Raw genomic sequence first — 15,560 nt, 5'->3', positions numbered from 1 at the left:
AGATTTTGGTATATATTAAAAAATAATGAAACCAATAGTTAGATATGTACTTCATGACCAGTCTCAAGTGATAGATTAATAGCTTCCAATAATCGGATAACATATAGAACATCATCTAACGGAACTATTTTATTCTCCCGGTCATTTTCCAAACAATCTACAAAATAGGAAAGCTCATTTTGGAAGGGATCCACCCTTTCCACAGGTACCTCCGTTAATATTTCATTCTCGAATAGAACAAAACTACTATTGTTGATACTTTCGATATTTTCCCCGGCTTTCAAATGGAAATCTAAGGTGTTTTTATGTGTTTGTGCCCGAAGTGTCATGGTAAATGGGTATCCTGGTGGCATTCGGTTGGAAGCCTCCACAAATGCTTTTTCTCCACCTTTAAAAGTAAGCGTTGTCATTATATGATTCCAAGCCCCATATTGGTTCTGGGTACCTTGGGCATATACATACTTCACTTCCCCCAAAAGGTAATAGATAAAATCAATATCATGGAGATGGAGATCAAATAAGGCTCCTCCACTTTTTTTAGGGTGCTTAAACCAAGAACTCCATGTTGCTGGCTGCCCTAATCGTTGAGCATGCACAATTTCAATATCCTTCAATGTCTCTGTCTCACTATAAGCCTTTATCGCTTGATATTGTGGCCAAAAACGGAGAACATGCCCAACAAAAAGTTTCACACCACACTTTTCTACCTCATCAAGAATTCGTCTTACGGATTCCACGGATAAAGAAAGCGGCTTTTCACAAATAATGTTTTTCTTAGCTCTTGCTGCTTTGATGATATACTCTTCATGTAAGTAAGTTGGAAGACAAATATCAACTAAATCAATATCATCCCGGATTAGAAGCTCCTCATAATCGGAAATAAAGGTATAAGTGGACAATATATCTTTATGTCTATCCACATTCCGAGTGCAAATCGCAACAACTTCAGCATTCAATAATTTATGGTAAGCCTCTAAATGTGCTTTTCCAATAAAACCTAATCCAACTAGCCCTACTCTCTGCATAATATCTTCCCCAATTCTTGTATGATTGGTTCTTCTTTGTTTCATATGTAATCCATTACATACTTATTTATCATGGTTGAGCTAGTATTTTTTCCACTACTCTTAACGAGGCAATTGCTTCTTCGCTTGTAACAAGTGGTTCCTTTTTGTGAATAATAGAATCAATAAAAGCATCAATGACACCAGTACTAGTTTGGTTATCATTTGTCTGAATTTGTTCTAATTCATATTTGATAACAGAACCATCATTCTTCTCCACAATTAACTGTGCATCAGGTTGATAATATAGTTTCAAAATTCCCTTTTGACAATAAATCGTTGTAGTATTGTCTTCTGCACCGTAATAGGTCCAGGAAAATGAAGCAGTTCCAAGGCGGCCTTTCTTGGTTCTGAGTGCACAAACAACATTATCTGGAACTTCAATTGGATCCCCATTCTCATTCACTTTATCAAGGGCACCATGAAATGCATGAACATCCTCTATTTCATCATCCAAAAGCCAATGGATTAAATCAATTTTATGAATTCCTAAGTCACCGGCAACACCTGAATGTGAACGTTCCTTTTTGAAAAACCAGGTAGCATTTGATTTCGTTACTCCCCAACTTTCTGGTCCCTCATGACCAAAAGTGGTTTTAAATGTAAGAACCTCACCAAGTTCCTTACTCGCAATAATTTCCTTTGCCTTTTGATGTGCTTTTGTAAATCGTTGGTTATGATCAACCATTAGGATTTTCCCAGATTTACGCTCTGCTTCCACCATTTCCTCTGCCTGCTTCAAATTAATTGCTAGAGGCTTTTCACAAAGAACATGTTTACCATTTAATAAAGCCTTTGTCGTATAAATATGGTGGGCATCATTAGAAGAGCAGTCACTTATCGCAACAATAGAGGGGTCATTCAGTAAGTCTTCTAAAGTATTAGCGACTCTACCATCAAACTCTTCTGCCAACGTTTTAGCTCTTTCAACGTTTCGGTCATAGAAGACAATTTCCTCCACATGAGGATTTGCTTTATATTCTGGAGCGTGACGGAATCTTGTTATCGACCCACAGCCGATAATCCCCACTTGAACCCTCATTAGCAGAAACCTCCTTTTTGAAAGTTCATATTTCCTACACCATTGTTGATTCACGGATGATTAGTTCATGATCCAACACAATGTTTTCTACTTTTTCACCCTTAATTCTACTTAAGAGCATTTCAGTTGCCTGACATCCCATCGTGTACATTGGTTGGGAAATGGTAGTCAATGTAGGATTGGTCATACTCGAAAAACTTATATTGTCAAAACCTACAATCGCAATAGGATCTGAACCTTCTCGTTCCATATTGATTGCTTTCAGAGCTCCAATTGCCAACGTATCCGAAATAGCAAATACTGCTGTAGGTTTTTCCTCTTCCTTCAGAAGCATTCTCATCGCATGAACCCCATATTGAAATTCCAATCCCTTCGTATGGTAAATCCATTCGTCACGAATTTGTAAATGAAATTCCTTTAATGCTCTTTCATACCCGGCTCGGCGGAGCCTTGCATATAAAAATTTTTCATCCGAAGTAATCAAGGCAACTTTTTCATTACCCGATTTTATTAAGTGCTTAACAGCTTGGTATGCAGCTAATTCACTATCTACTGTTATGTATGGTATATCCCCTTTTTCTTCATATTCACTACAAAGAATGACTGGATAATGCTCCGCAAGTTCATTTAATCGTTGCATATTAACTGTTGGGTCCATAGATATGACGCCATCAGCAAGTTTGTTCTTCACCATGTTAAAATAAATATTTTCTCGTTCAGGCTTTGAATCTGTTTCACAAAGAAGAATATTATAGTCACTTGCGATCGCCGTATCCTGAATCCCGTTAATTATTTCCGTGTAAAAGGGATTCGCGATAGTAGGTAGAAGTACTAACAAAAGGCGACTTTCTGAATTCCGTAAGTTTCGACCAAGCATGCTCGGTTCATAATTCAGTTCTTTTATTGCTTCTTCAACCTTACTTCTTGTTTTCGGGCTTACCGAGGTGGCATGATTAAGCACCCTGGAAACCGTCGCAACCGAAACACCTGCCCTTTTAGCAATTTGTTGTATATTCGCCATGAAGATTCCTACCTTTTGAAATAAATGTAATCGATTACAATTTGATTGTAGAGTTTTACAAATTATTTGTCAATAACAAATTATTAATTTGTTTAGAATATAATAAATTTAATATATTGCTTTTGTATTTTTTTATGTATAATAGATGTAACGGTTTACATTTAAGGAGGGTTTTTGATGAAATTAGGAGTATTTACAGTATTATTTTCTGACAAAAATCTTGAGGAAATGCTTGATCATGTTGCAGCTAAAGGGATAGAGGCTGTAGAGTTAGGTACTGGTGGCTATCCAGGAAATGCTCATTGTAATGTGGATGAATTACTAGATAACGAAGAAAAACAGAAAGATTTCATGAACAAGATTGAAAGTCGCGGATTAATTGTAAGCGCTTTAAGTTGTCATTCTAACCCATTACATCCACAGAAAAAGATTGCTCAAGTTGCCGATGAGTTATTAGTTAATACGATAAAATTAGCAAGTCAACTTGGAATTCCAGTAGTTAATACGTTTTCTGGATGTCCAGGAGACCATGAAAATGCAAAATACCCTAACTGGCCAATTGCGCCTTGGCCAAATGAGTTTCAAGAAATATTAACATGGCAATGGGAAGAGAAGATAATTCCGTATTGGAAGGAAAAAGGAGATCTTGCGGAAAAATATAATGTCAAAATTGGACTTGAACTTCATGGAGGGTTTTCCGTACATACACCAGCAACATTATTACGCCTACGTGCAGCTTGTGGACCTGCAATTGGTGCTAATCTTGATCCAAGTCATATGTGGTGGCAAGGAATCGACCCGGTAGAATCTATTAAAATACTAGGAAGAGAAAATGCGATACACCACTTTCATGCGAAAGACACGGTTATTGATCAACCAAATGTGAATAAAAATGGATTGACCGATATGACTTCTTATTCTGATATGCAAAATCGCGCTTGGTACTTCCGAACAGTTGGATTTGGTCATGACACTAAAGAATGGGCAGACATGATTAGCGCTCTAAGGTTATACGGCTATGACTATGTCGTAAGCATCGAACACGAAGACGGACTTATGTCTATTGACGAAGGACTCACCAAAGCAGTAGAGAATTTACAACCAGTAATGGTGAAAGAATCTGTTGGAGATATGTGGTGGGCGTAGTGGTGCCTGTCACTCCCCGAATTTGTGGTTATTCGTACCTGTGATAGGGGAATAAAATTGCCTAAAAACCAATTTTATCAAATTTAAAAAGCTATATGACTTAGTTGAGTAAAAGATACTCAACTAGCCCATATAGCTTTAATTTTGACAGAATTCGAGTTATTTCGGGAACGGGAAGTGACAGGCACCTAATAATTCTCCCAGGATCGCTCATATATCTCTATCAAATGGGGATCTATTAATGTATTTGACTTTAATTCAACTAATTCGCCTTTTTTATCCCGAATTTCCTCGTCTTCATCTTTTCCAAAAACACCTAAAGCAGGGATTATATCTTTTGTTAAATATTCGGTCTCCACTAAAATGTCTAGATCAGACAAGTTAATCTCATTACGGCTAGCCATGACAAAGCCCCAATTCCCAAAGCTCGGTACATCAACATGCAAGTTCTCAACAAATAGTCCGGTATCAGCGATTGTCTCTGAAATGGTCCAGTACACCTCTCTTGCAAAAACAGGGCTTGTCGCCTGAATCATCGCTACTCCACCAGGGTTTAAATGATTCCGTACTAACGAGTAGAATTCCCGCGTATATAATTTATTTAAGCTTTCATTATTCGGATCAGGCAAATCTACAATAATGACATCAAACCATTCATCCGTTTCTTCCAAAAACTTAAAAGCATCTGTATTTTTCACATGAACTTTCTCATGCGTCAAAGCTTTTTCATTCAAATCTAATAACCATTCATTCGTATTGGCTAACTCAATAACTGCTGGATCTAGGTCGACTAATGTGATTTTTTTAACCACATTATACTTAAGAATTTCCTTAGTAGCAATCCCATCACCGCCACCAAGTATCAACACGCTCTGAGGCCTCTCTGCATAAGCCATGGCTGGATGAACGAGCACCTCATGATAACGATGCTCATCAATAGAGCTAAACTGCAATTGTCCATCTAAATATAGACGCACATCTTCCTGATCCTTTGTCAGGGTGATTTTTTGGTAGCTTGTTTCCTCCGTATGAATAATGGGATCCTTATAGAGTTTTTGTTCAAAACTAAACGCCATCTCTTCCCCGAAAAACAATCCGACTAACAAAAGGATTCCAATTATTCCTCCGATACAAGCATGAATCATGAAATTCCGGATTTCTTTACGGAATAGATACAATACAATTAAGGCAACTAATAGATTAATACATCCAACTAAAAATGCCGTTTTCACCATTCCAAAATAAGGACGAAACAAAAACACAAATAGTACGCCACCTATTAATCCACCTGCATAATCAGAAAACAATACTCTTGCCGTACTTTTATTCAAGGTTACACCGATTTCATTTGCTTTTCGGATTAGAATTGGTAATTCCACCCCAGTTAATGCCCCAACAATCAAGGTAATGGAATAGAGGAATAGGGCATCCGTTCCTTCTGGGGCAAAAGCAGTTATCCCGAACATTATAAAACTGGAAAACCCACCAATAATTGCGACCCCGAACTCAATCCAGACAAACGTAATAATAAGGTTCTTCAAAAACTTCTCACTTAAACTAGCTCCAATACCCATCCCCGTCAGGAATAGGGAAATCGTCAACGTATATTGCTTTACACCGTCGCCTAATATGTACGAGCCTAATGCCCCAAATAACACTTCAAAGACAATTCCACAAATGGACACAATCCCCGAAGACCAATAAATAATTTTACTCTGTCTTACCGCTACATCGTTCAAACTCCATGCCCTCCACTATTGCTACGTTTTAAAACTATGCTTTTTCTAAAATGTTATTATTCTGGTTAGTTTAATCTTATAAATAGTATGCTAGAAACTGTGCGGCTAATAATTTATATTTGGGTGCACCATACCCGCTTCGAAAATACACTCCGCTTTTACTTCCAGTACAGGGGCGACATCTGCTCGAAAATACCTTCGCAGTGTCTACCTTGCCGCTTGGCGGATGGTGAGCCTCCTCGCGCTTACGCACTGCGGAATCTCACCTATGCCTATCCTCCCGCAGGAGTCTCCGTGTATTTCCTGCGCTAGTATAGATTAAATCAATTGAGAGCTAATTTGCTTAAAATTTAAAAATTAAAAAATCTAAACCAGCGAAGGCAGAATACGGAGACTCCTGCAGGAATAGCACGTGTCAGAAGGGCCCGCGGAAAGCGGAGTATTCTGCCGTAGCGGCATATTACCACTACACTCATTAATTGCAAGTAGTTATCGCACAATTTCTATCAAATAACAACAAACTGTACGAAAACAACCTAAAACTATTCTTGAATATATATGGGCTGCCGTCCAAAATCATGTACCACTACCATAATGACAAACAAAGCCTAGAAAAAACGAACGACCAAGCAAAAGCCTGGTCGCATGAGCTGATACTACGTAATAGAAGCACCAATTACTAAAGCCAATCCGATCGATACACCCAAGGACATCAATCCAACAGCAATATTATTTTTGGACAGTTGCTCTTCAACGGAGAAATTTCTTGTGAACAAGTCAAAAAGAAAATAAGCAATCATTTGTAAAACGACACCGAACACACCCCAGATAATCGTTTCCCAAATCACATCACTACTATAAATCGCAAAAGCTAAGATAATACAAATCCCGATTATCTTTCCGATAATGGATAAAGAAACTGCTATATTCCCATTTTTTACTTCTTCCATATCCTTATAATTACGAGTTAAATTTTCAAAAATGAATAAACCAATTAGTACAATTACGACTGAAATTACAAAATAAATTAACGTTGAGATAAATGGTTCCAAACTTTTCGCCTCCTTTTAAATTATTTTCCCGAACCAGGGCCACCGCCTCTAAATGTTGTATTCCCGCGACTTGGTGTATCTATTCCACCCATTCCTGAGTAAGAACCACGATGCTTCCTGCCCCAATCATCTACATCTAATACGTCATCCAACAACCTGATTGCAAAATATGTACTTAAGATATTCGGTGAATAGTTTCTCCTGACAAACTCATCACTTGCAACCTCAATTAAAAGCACACTAGAGTCTGCTTTACTTTCGCGCAATGTAATAAAATCATCTGGATAAATTAAGATCTGCTGATTATCCTTTACCTCACTTATTTCAGTAGGTTTAATAGTCTCTGTTAGGATTGAGCTAAGTTCCGTTAAATTAAATTGAGTGGTTGCAAAGATTTCTGCATTACTGGAATCTCCCTCCACGGTGGTTACTAAAGGAAAATTAGCCTCTATGATATCATCCATCTCATAGTTGGAAGAATTTTTTATAATTGTGGTAATTTCATTTTTCGAAGGCTCATCGGGAATATCTTGGGCTGTGATTGCTTCCCCACTCATCCCTCGTGAAGAACACGCGGATAAAAGAATGATTAGAAACAATAACCCTATTAGTAAAATACGTTTTCTACACAAATCAATCCCCCTCTCCATTAGAAGGAGCAGTCTAATGATCGTACTGCTCCACTAATGTTTACCTTACTATTTACCCATTTTTTCTTTCAGTTTCGCTAATTCATCGTCAACTTCACTAGTTTTACTTAACTGTTCAAATTCATCATCTAGTGTTCGGCTTGCAAAGGATAAATCCTCACTAGTTTCAGCCTCTGCTTCGAAACGCATTACCTTTTCTTCCATACGCTCAAAACCTTGACGTGATTTATCATTACCAATATTAGACATCGTACGATTAATTTTCGTGCGGGTCTTCGCAGATTCAGCTCGGGCTTTTAACGAATCCTTTTTCAGATTCATTTGTTGGTATTCCTTTTTCATTTCATCTAATTTAGTCTTTAAAACTTCTGAGTCCTGCTTCGCTCTTTCCCAAGACTCTGTTAATGTAGTTGCAGTGGACTCATGTTGCTTTTTGTCCTCTAAGGCACGACGAGCTAAATCATCATTTCCAGCAACAATCGCTTGCTCAGCTTGCTTCTGTCTTTTTTCAACCATTGCTTGCGAATCGTCCATTTTGCGCTTCAACATTTTTTCATTAGCAATTTGTTTCGCAACAGCTGCCTCTACTTCACGAATATCCTCAGCCATATCACGCATGAATTGATCTAACATTTTCACCGGATCTTCAGCTTTATCTAACATCGCATTTAATTCTGAACTTACCACTGTTTTTACTCGTTTGAAAAATTTAAACATATTTATTCCTCCTATTTTTTGGGGTTCATTGTCACACCTGAACTTGCTCGAATATTATAGAAAAATCTAATTCGATCCTGCCATTATTTTAATTTCATAACTTTCAATTGGATAGCCAATACTTACTTCAATCTCCGTTCCCCAGCCTTCAATACTTAAGAAACTTTCTTCGTCATCATCCGAATAATCAGCATAATCGACTAAAGAACCATGTATATTCTTGCTTCTACCTTCACCAATTACCCTAGCTGTTCCAGATTCCTCCAGGTAATAGGTCTTCCCCTCAAACGTAAGTTGCTTTGGATATGGTTTGGAAATGGCTAGTTGGACCTTCTTATAAATGCCTAGTTCCAACTCATCATCCATTTCTGCTGCCAACCAAATTGTATCATGACCTTCTAGTAGTTGGTACCCATACCATTCATAATTTCCGTCTCGATAGGTGATTTTCCCTACCACCTCATAATCGTTGAGATCATAGTTGATAATATCTCCGACTTTAATGGTTAATACAGTTCTCTCCTTTGGTGCAGGATTCGTATTTTTATTTTTACTAAAAATCTTAGAAAAAAGCCCCATCACTTCACCTCACATCTTAAAAAGAATCTTAGCTAAAATTAATTGTATCACAAGCAACCCGTAGTGATGCTAGCTCAACTTGTAATACGTATATTTTCCTTAATTGGTTTCATGTTTTTTCTCATCATTTGGATCAATTAATTTCACCCTCATACACATAAATATATGGTATGCTAAAATTAATGGTATCAGTATACATTTTAAGGAGTTAATATTATGGAAGTATTTGGAAGGCAAGTTATCGCGGAACTATGGGATTGTAATATAAGTACATTAAACAATCTGGAATTAATTAAACAAATCTTTGTAGATGCAGCGCTTGAAGCAGGGGCAGAAATTCGAGAGGTTGTCTTCCATCAATTTACACCATATGGAATTAGTGGGGTAGTCATTATTTCCGAATCACATTTAACCATCCACAGTTTCCCAGAAAAAGGATATGCAAGTGTTGATGTATTTACATGTGGTAAGAAAGTAGATCCTACCGTAGCTGTAAAGTATATTGTTGAAGCGTTAGAAGCAAGCACTAGTGAAATAATGGAGATTCCTCGTGGAAGGGGACCAGTTCGACCAAGGTTACTCAGTACAGAGGGGGAAGTTCCACGTTATTAACTTCTAGTCGTGCCTATCACTTTCTAAATATAGTCGAATAAAAGCTCCAATTAACAAATAGGTTAAAGGAGCTTTTTTGTATTCTTAATCGTTCAGGAGCATCCATTCTATCAGACATAATGAATCCCTTCTGTACTAGGTAATGGAATTGGAAATAAGGATGGTATTAAATTCCCTGGTGTATTGAAAAGTAGATTAGAGAATTCTTCTACCGTTAAAATCCATCGCTGACCATCATATTGTAAATCTATTTTTCCATCTCCTTGCCCCTTGATCTGCAACTTGTTATAAATAGCTGGGTCCTTACTTTGTAAATAAGGCATTAGTTGCTCGAGCATTCTTTCCGGATTAATCACACGAATAGTGCCACCAATAGATTCTGCTTCTTTGCTATATTCAACTAGACTTACATTCATTTCATCATGCCAAGGGACTTTTATTTTCACCGTATCCACCCCATCTTCTCCAAGTAGACTCATCAAGATAGCAAGTACAGTTCTAGGTTCTCCTCCCCATTCTAATATGAGGGCGGTTCGACTCGAATTGGTTTCATCCGGTAGACCCGCTACGACATACCCATCAATGACGCCCTGTTTTTCGGATATAATAATCGACTGTTTCAGATAAAAAATACTTGCATAACCACCTGTATTAAGTAATGTTTTCCATTCATTAATACTGGATTCATAACGAACTTCTTTCTGCTGAGCTAAAGAAAATACACGCATTAAATCTATGGCTGTGCCCTTTCGAATCGTGCCCTCATGTATTATAGGCTTTACCTCGGTCATACTGTATGAGTAGCTCTCCCCAACAGCAAAGCAACCTTTACGCGTATACAGTCCCCTATCACCGGATACCAGAAGTAGCGCTCCCCCTGAACGGTCGATAAAATCATAAATCTCCGCTAATACATCACTTGCTATTCCTTTCCCACGATAGACAGGGTCTGTACAAACGGAGCCAATAGAATATGCGTTTACATAGGATGCACCTATTTTCAATCGAAATGGCACTAAACCAAAAAAGCATACTAGCTTATCTTGTTCAAATGCTCCAAATGATACATTAGCATCCCTCGAAAATACAAACGGAAATGCCTTTCCCATCGACACATGCTTTTCATTCCGAAATGTTTTATCGGACAAACGGATAGCCGCTTCCATTTCTGTTACCGTTAAATGGCGAATTTCCATTTTACAACCCCCGTTCATAACATAAATCCCCAGCGATATAGGTGCGTTCTACTTGTAGATTTCGATCCAATATAACTATGTCCGCTTGGTAACCAACCTTCACTTTACCAATAGCTCTTTTTTCTTCAATCATGTTTAAAGGAGTCTCAGTTACCATGAAGACTGCATCTTTTAGTGGAATATGACATTGGTTAACCGCAAACTGAAAACAGTCATTCAAGGTATTGGCGCTACCAGCAAGCTGACCACTCTTTAAGGATACCTTATTCCCATTCTTCACTAACTTTTTATTTCTAATAAAATACTCCCCATCAACAAGATGATTGTATCCTGTACAATCGGAAATCAACACAATACGTTCTTTTCCTTTTATCAGAAATAATAATTCAATCATTTTTGGATGAACATGTAATCCATCTGCAATAATCTCACAGAACAATTCCGGGTCATGCATTGCAGTACCTACCACCCCAGGCTCCCGATGATGTAGCCCGCTCATCGCATTAAAGATATGGGTCACCTGATTAACCCCGTGCTTTATCGCATCCTCCATTTCTTCCATGGTCGCATTCGTATGGCCTGCTGATAGATTAATACCGAGTTGCTTCAAATAGTCTAGGATAGTTATATCGGTAACCTCTTCCGGAGCAAAGGTTATTTTTCGAATAATATCTTTATAGGGCTCTAGTAAGCTATAAACGTCTTCCCAAGTAAGTTTGCGAATATAGGTTTCTGGTTGTGCCCCTTTATATGTCGAACTAATCCATGGGCCTTCTAAATGTACCCCGAGAAAACGAGAACTCTTCGGGTGTATATCTAGCCTTCTGGACTTTTCTAGTACAGTAGTAACATCCTTTAAGGAGGCGGTTCTGGATGTTGCTAGAAACGAGGTAACTCCGTAAGATGGTAACTTGCCTGCAAGGCTCTCAATACTATCGCTCCTCTCATCCATTACATCCACCCCATCTACTCCATGAATATGCACATCAATAAAGCCCGGACAAATATATCCATCCACTGATACAACAGGTGCCTGATGACGTTTTTCTTTACTGACATCGGTTATTTTACTAGCTGAAACTTCGACATATCTTCCTGTTAATATGTTGCCTTCTGTGACCACATCTCCATACAGATAAAACATTGAAACACCTCATTAACTATAAGGAAGGACAAGGCGCATTGTCCTTGTCCCAACTATATTAGAGTTTAACTTTTGCTTTCCGTTCACTAGATTCATAAGCTGCTAAAGCTACTTCAAGTGCCTTTAATCCGTCATAGCCAGTAATCGATGGCCCACGACGCTTCTCCACGCAATTCACGAAATCTTGGATTAAACCAAAGTCCATATCATTTCCATAGAACACATTCGATAAAGATTTCTGACCACTCGTAAATAATCGGAAATGCTCTTTAAATGCATCCACTTTTACCGTTTGCTTTGTGCCAACTACTTCTATCGTTACATCACCCCATGTTGGGTACTCACTAAAACGAGACCAACTAGCATCGTGCGAAGCGATAACACCATTTTCAAACTCTAATGTCAGAAGTCCCGCATCGTCAATGTCTACTTCGTGGAAATAGGAATCCACGATGGCTCCTACTTCTGTTATCTCTTTTCCCAAATACCATCGCATAATATCCACCATATGTACGGTATGATCTAGTACTGCGCCGCCACCACTTTGGTCTTTTTCAATAAACCAGCCACCAGGATTCTGACCACGATTTGTTGTTCGAAATGCGATGATGTCTCCGAGTTCACCCTGATCAATTAATTCCTTTAATCGTTTAATTGGTGCACTGAAACGAACTGGAAATGCAATTTGTAAAATAACGCCATTTTCCTCACAAACATCAATCATGTCTTGTGCATCCGCAAGATTAGTAGCAATTGGTTTTTCACATAAAATATGCTTACCAGCATTAGCTGCATTCAGAACCATCTCTTTATGACGAACATTCTCACTACAAATTATCACCGCGTCCATGTCTATGGCTAAAAAAGCATCTTGACTTTCATAATGTGTAGTTTGATATTTATTTGCTACCTCTTTACCACGTGTTACATCATCATCGAAAATCCCAACTAACTCAATATTTCCCAACTTCATAAGGCTGTCTGCATAGCTATAGGCGTGCATATGAGCAAAACTCATCATTCCTATTTTCATCCTTCTACACCTCCAACTACTTGTAAGAATTCCTGAAACTTTGGGAGCACCTGGTCTACAGGTTCCGCACTCTGTAAAATTGAATCCACACTATACTGGATTGGTAACATAGTATAATTCTTTGGATCAACCGGATTCATATCATCACTATTAAACTCAATAATTTGTTTCACTCCGCTCCATTCTAGTTCAATAGATTCCTTACCTGAAAACGTATAATCCACATGTGCCATTATCCCTCCTGAAAAGTGAATCATTACAATCACATGTAGTGTTGCAATATTAGCTTGACTATGTTTGACATCAAGTAACACTGGTTCACCAAATAGAGATACAAGAACACAAAGATCACTTGCAATCACAGCAGTATTTTTCACTTCATTCAACACACGACGTAAACGGAATACTCCTTTTACTGCTCCATTTTCTTGGATAATGGATTGTGCCTGTTGAAAAAATGGGTATTGTGCCAACTCATGATATACCTTAACATCGTTATGGTTTACTTCATGAAGCAATGTTGCCGGCACAAAAACGGTATGATCCTTTAGATCTGGTATGGATGCTGGGTTTGAATCGAGCAGGACTGTGTTGCCCTGTACATTAGCAACGGAGTCTACTACACCTACATCAACTGTTGTAGTGATAAAATTAATACGATCAATATTTGCTAGAACTATATTTGCCATGCTTACCCCTCCTTATTGTAATAATTCCCGTAAGCGGCGTACTGCTTCTTCGTTGGCTTGCTTCGGATTCTCATATCCTTCATATTCGATAGATAACCATCCATCATAGCCAATTTCCTTCAGTCCATTCACAATATAAGCTAAATTAACTTGACCATCACCCGGTATGGTACCGATTAATTCCACACCCTGGATTGAACGAAATCCAATTATTCCATCCTGAGCATCCTTTACTCGGAAATCCTTGAAATGCACATGGACAATTTTTTCCTTTAAACGGTCAAATGCCTTTTCCGATTCTTCATGTACTAATAAAAAATTCCCTGTATCAAAAGTAGAACGGACATAAGGACTGTCAACCTTCTGAATAATTTCCTTTACCTGCTCGCTTTTTCCTGCTAACAAGCCATGATTTTCAATCGCAAGGTAAACACCTTCCGTTTCTGCTAACGTAGCACTTTTTTTCAATCCTTCTACAATCCAGTCCTGTCCGTCTTCATAGGTAAGACCTCCAGATAAATCCCCACAGAAAACACGTACAATATTGGTACCTAGTTTCTTTGCCATACGAATCCCAGCGTTTATTTTTTCTACTTCTATTGCACGTTCCTCTGCGGTTTCTTTTACAAAATTATTGGTAACATCATAGGCGGAAACAGGTAAGTTATATTCTTTTAAGGCTGCTAGAACTTCCTCTACTTCTTGTTCTTCATTTTTCCAATAAAAATCGAGAAGTTCTACCCCATCAAGGTTGATTTGTTTTGCATACGCAATAAAGTCGACAACAGACCACCCCTCTGCTTGCACTGCTTTATTTAAGCTATACATACTGACACTTACTTTCATTTTTCTCATCCACCTTCACTTATTATTTTAAAGAGACGCTTATAATCTAATTTTCTCCGCTACGAAAGCAAGTTTCTTTTCTTCATGGAATACATTAAACTCATGTTCAGATTGTGGATAGACTTCTAGCTTCTTTTCTTTTGATGCTACATAATGAAATGCAGCAAATACAGTTGATGGTGGTGTTACAGTATCTTCTAAGCCGATCGACATTAACGTTGGGGCTTTAATACGTTCACAAAAATGAACACAATCTACATATCCCAATGTCTTCATCACATTTTCTTGAGTGATATATTGCGCATCGTTCCATTTAAAGTAATTTGTAAATTCCATATAAGGACCGGATAATGCAATTTCTAATGCTCGCTCAAAATGAGCCAAAAAAGGATAATCAGATAACACAAAGTCGAGATTCCCATCTAGCCCTGCTGCTACAAGTGCAAGGCCCCCGCCTTGTGAGCCTCCCATAACTCCTAATCTAGTCGCCTGAATAGGGAATGCAATTGAACGAACCCAGTTAAGCTGTGTTAAAACATCTCGGTAAACATTGGTATAGTAATATTTCTTGGGATTAAATATTCCGTTTAACATCCACCCTGCTACCCGACTACCATTCTCATATACAGCATAATCCGGTGATTCTGATTGTCCACGAACATCAAATATGACGATAGCAACTCCTAAGGCAACCCATTTCAAATAATCAACTGGTAGTCCTCGTGTACCGGTATAGCCATGATATCCAAGAATGACAGGTACTTCATCCATACCCTTTGGCCTTACTAATAGTCCCTTAAGTGGTGTTCCATCCCAACTATCTAAAACGAGATCAGCCACATCGACAGTGGGAACAGGATAGTTTCTCCATAAAATTTCAACATAAGGAGATTCTTTGAAAATATTTTCCTTTTCCTGATCCCAAAAGTTCCAGAAGTCTTGTGGTTTATTAGTTAGTTCTGGACGATAAGTCCATAATTGTTCGATTGGATAGTCACCAATTTTCCGCCCCATTCCTAACACTCCTTAC

16 protein-coding genes are annotated in these 15,560 nt (G+C 38.2%); 2 read left to right on the top strand and 14 right to left on the bottom strand.

From position 1 onward, the window contains the following. Positions 1–38: 38 nt before the first annotated feature. The 3 genes from TY11_RS12675 to TY11_RS12665 form a co-directional block, all read right to left on the bottom strand. Entirely contained in the window at positions 39–1,025 is a 987-nt protein-coding gene (locus tag TY11_RS12675; protein WP_042146703.1) for a Gfo/Idh/MocA family protein, read from the bottom strand. Positions 1,026–1,095: 70 nt separating this feature from the next. After that, on the bottom strand, positions 1,096–2,106 hold the full coding sequence (locus TY11_RS12670; protein WP_042146701.1) for a Gfo/Idh/MocA family protein: 1,011 nt from the start codon (positions 2,104–2,106) through the stop codon (positions 1,096–1,098). A gap of 34 nt (positions 2,107–2,140) precedes the next feature. Continuing rightward, positions 2,141–3,127: a LacI family DNA-binding transcriptional regulator gene (locus TY11_RS12665; protein ID WP_042146700.1), complete on the bottom strand. Its 987-nt coding sequence runs from the start codon at positions 3,125–3,127 to the stop codon at positions 2,141–2,143. 177 nt (positions 3,128–3,304) lie between these two features. Here TY11_RS12665 and TY11_RS12660 point away from each other — a divergent pair, with 177 nt between their 5' ends. After that, the gene (locus tag TY11_RS12660; RefSeq protein ID WP_042146698.1) at positions 3,305–4,273 is read left to right on the top strand and encodes a sugar phosphate isomerase/epimerase family protein; all 969 of its coding nucleotides are present in this window, start codon (positions 3,305–3,307) and stop codon (positions 4,271–4,273) included. A gap of 188 nt (positions 4,274–4,461) precedes the next feature. On the opposite strand, the gene TY11_RS12655 is transcribed toward TY11_RS12660, so the two are convergent. From TY11_RS12655 to TY11_RS12635, 5 genes are all read right to left on the bottom strand, one after another. Further along, positions 4,462–6,012 (bottom strand): polyamine aminopropyltransferase, encoded by a 1,551-nt coding sequence (locus TY11_RS12655; protein ID WP_042146695.1) that lies wholly within the window; start codon positions 6,010–6,012, stop codon positions 4,462–4,464. Between the two features lie 656 nt (positions 6,013–6,668). Then, positions 6,669–7,064, bottom strand: a complete 396-nt coding sequence (locus TY11_RS12650; protein ID WP_042146694.1) for a DUF350 domain-containing protein — start codon at positions 7,062–7,064, stop codon at positions 6,669–6,671. A gap of 20 nt (positions 7,065–7,084) precedes the next feature. Then, positions 7,085–7,696 (bottom strand): DUF4247 domain-containing protein, encoded by a 612-nt coding sequence (locus TY11_RS12645; RefSeq protein WP_042146692.1) that lies wholly within the window; start codon positions 7,694–7,696, stop codon positions 7,085–7,087. A gap of 66 nt (positions 7,697–7,762) precedes the next feature. Further along, positions 7,763–8,431, bottom strand: a complete 669-nt coding sequence (locus TY11_RS12640) for a PspA/IM30 family protein (RefSeq protein ID WP_042146690.1) — start codon at positions 8,429–8,431, stop codon at positions 7,763–7,765. Positions 8,432–8,497: 66 nt separating this feature from the next. Further along, positions 8,498–9,010 (bottom strand): DUF4178 domain-containing protein, encoded by a 513-nt coding sequence (locus tag TY11_RS12635; protein ID WP_042146688.1) that lies wholly within the window; start codon positions 9,008–9,010, stop codon positions 8,498–8,500. A gap of 216 nt (positions 9,011–9,226) precedes the next feature. Here TY11_RS12635 and speD point away from each other — a divergent pair, with 216 nt between their 5' ends. Further along, entirely contained in the window at positions 9,227–9,622 is a 396-nt protein-coding gene (gene speD, locus TY11_RS12630; protein WP_042146686.1) for an adenosylmethionine decarboxylase, read from the top strand. Positions 9,623–9,732: 110 nt separating this feature from the next. On the opposite strand, the gene TY11_RS12625 is transcribed toward speD, so the two are convergent. From TY11_RS12625 to TY11_RS12600, 6 genes are read right to left on the bottom strand one after another with little or no spacing between them, the layout of a single operon-like run. Further along, positions 9,733–10,818 (bottom strand): GNAT family N-acetyltransferase, encoded by a 1,086-nt coding sequence (locus TY11_RS12625; RefSeq protein ID WP_042146685.1) that lies wholly within the window; start codon positions 10,816–10,818, stop codon positions 9,733–9,735. A gap of 1 nt (position 10,819) precedes the next feature. Continuing rightward, positions 10,820–11,962, bottom strand: a complete 1,143-nt coding sequence (gene nagA, locus TY11_RS12620; RefSeq protein ID WP_052345826.1) for an N-acetylglucosamine-6-phosphate deacetylase — start codon at positions 11,960–11,962, stop codon at positions 10,820–10,822. 58 nt (positions 11,963–12,020) lie between these two features. Then, entirely contained in the window at positions 12,021–12,995 is a 975-nt protein-coding gene (locus TY11_RS12615) for a Gfo/Idh/MocA family protein (protein ID WP_042146683.1), read from the bottom strand. Continuing rightward, on the bottom strand, positions 12,992–13,684 hold the full coding sequence (locus tag TY11_RS12610) for a hypothetical protein (RefSeq protein WP_042146681.1): 693 nt from the start codon (positions 13,682–13,684) through the stop codon (positions 12,992–12,994). The genes TY11_RS12615 and TY11_RS12610 overlap by 4 nt, the downstream gene beginning before the upstream one ends. Positions 13,685–13,696: 12 nt before the next feature. Continuing rightward, positions 13,697–14,530 (bottom strand): sugar phosphate isomerase/epimerase family protein, encoded by an 834-nt coding sequence (locus TY11_RS12605; protein WP_042146677.1) that lies wholly within the window; start codon positions 14,528–14,530, stop codon positions 13,697–13,699. Positions 14,531–14,569: 39 nt separating this feature from the next. Further along, complete coding sequence (locus TY11_RS12600; RefSeq protein WP_052345825.1) at positions 14,570–15,544, bottom strand: acetylxylan esterase; 975 nt, start codon at positions 15,542–15,544, stop codon at positions 14,570–14,572. Positions 15,545–15,560: the final 16 nt, after the last annotated feature.

The organism is Paucisalibacillus algeriensis, from assembly GCF_000577245.1.
Lineage (GTDB): Bacteria > Bacillota > Bacilli > Bacillales > Amphibacillaceae > Ornithinibacillus.
This window is presented reverse-complemented; position numbering and strand designations above follow the sequence as displayed.

Coding starts and splice junctions, on each gene's coding strand:
- TY11_RS12675 (WP_042146703.1), bottom strand. CDS start 1,025: ATGCAGAGAGTAGGGCTAGTTGGATTAGGTTTTATTGGAAAAGCACAT.
- TY11_RS12670 (WP_042146701.1), bottom strand. CDS start 2,106: ATGAGGGTTCAAGTGGGGATTATCGGCTGTGGGTCGATAACAAGATTC.
- TY11_RS12665 (WP_042146700.1), bottom strand. CDS start 3,127: ATGGCGAATATACAACAAATTGCTAAAAGGGCAGGTGTTTCGGTTGCG.
- TY11_RS12660 (WP_042146698.1), top strand. CDS start 3,305: ATGAAATTAGGAGTATTTACAGTATTATTTTCTGACAAAAATCTTGAG.
- TY11_RS12640 (WP_042146690.1), bottom strand. CDS start 8,431: ATGTTTAAATTTTTCAAACGAGTAAAAACAGTGGTAAGTTCAGAATTA.
- TY11_RS12635 (WP_042146688.1), bottom strand. CDS start 9,010: ATGGGGCTTTTTTCTAAGATTTTTAGTAAAAATAAAAATACGAATCCT.
- speD (WP_042146686.1), top strand. CDS start 9,227: ATGGAAGTATTTGGAAGGCAAGTTATCGCGGAACTATGGGATTGTAAT.
- TY11_RS12625 (WP_042146685.1), bottom strand. CDS start 10,818: ATGGAAATTCGCCATTTAACGGTAACAGAAATGGAAGCGGCTATCCGT.
- nagA (WP_052345826.1), bottom strand. CDS start 11,962: ATGTTTTATCTGTATGGAGATGTGGTCACAGAAGGCAACATATTAACA.
- TY11_RS12615 (WP_042146683.1), bottom strand. CDS start 12,995: ATGAAAATAGGAATGATGAGTTTTGCTCATATGCACGCCTATAGCTAT.
- TY11_RS12610 (WP_042146681.1), bottom strand. CDS start 13,684: ATGGCAAATATAGTTCTAGCAAATATTGATCGTATTAATTTTATCACT.
- TY11_RS12605 (WP_042146677.1), bottom strand. CDS start 14,530: ATGAAAGTAAGTGTCAGTATGTATAGCTTAAATAAAGCAGTGCAAGCA.
- TY11_RS12600 (WP_052345825.1), bottom strand. CDS start 15,544: ATGGGGCGGAAAATTGGTGACTATCCAATCGAACAATTATGGACTTAT.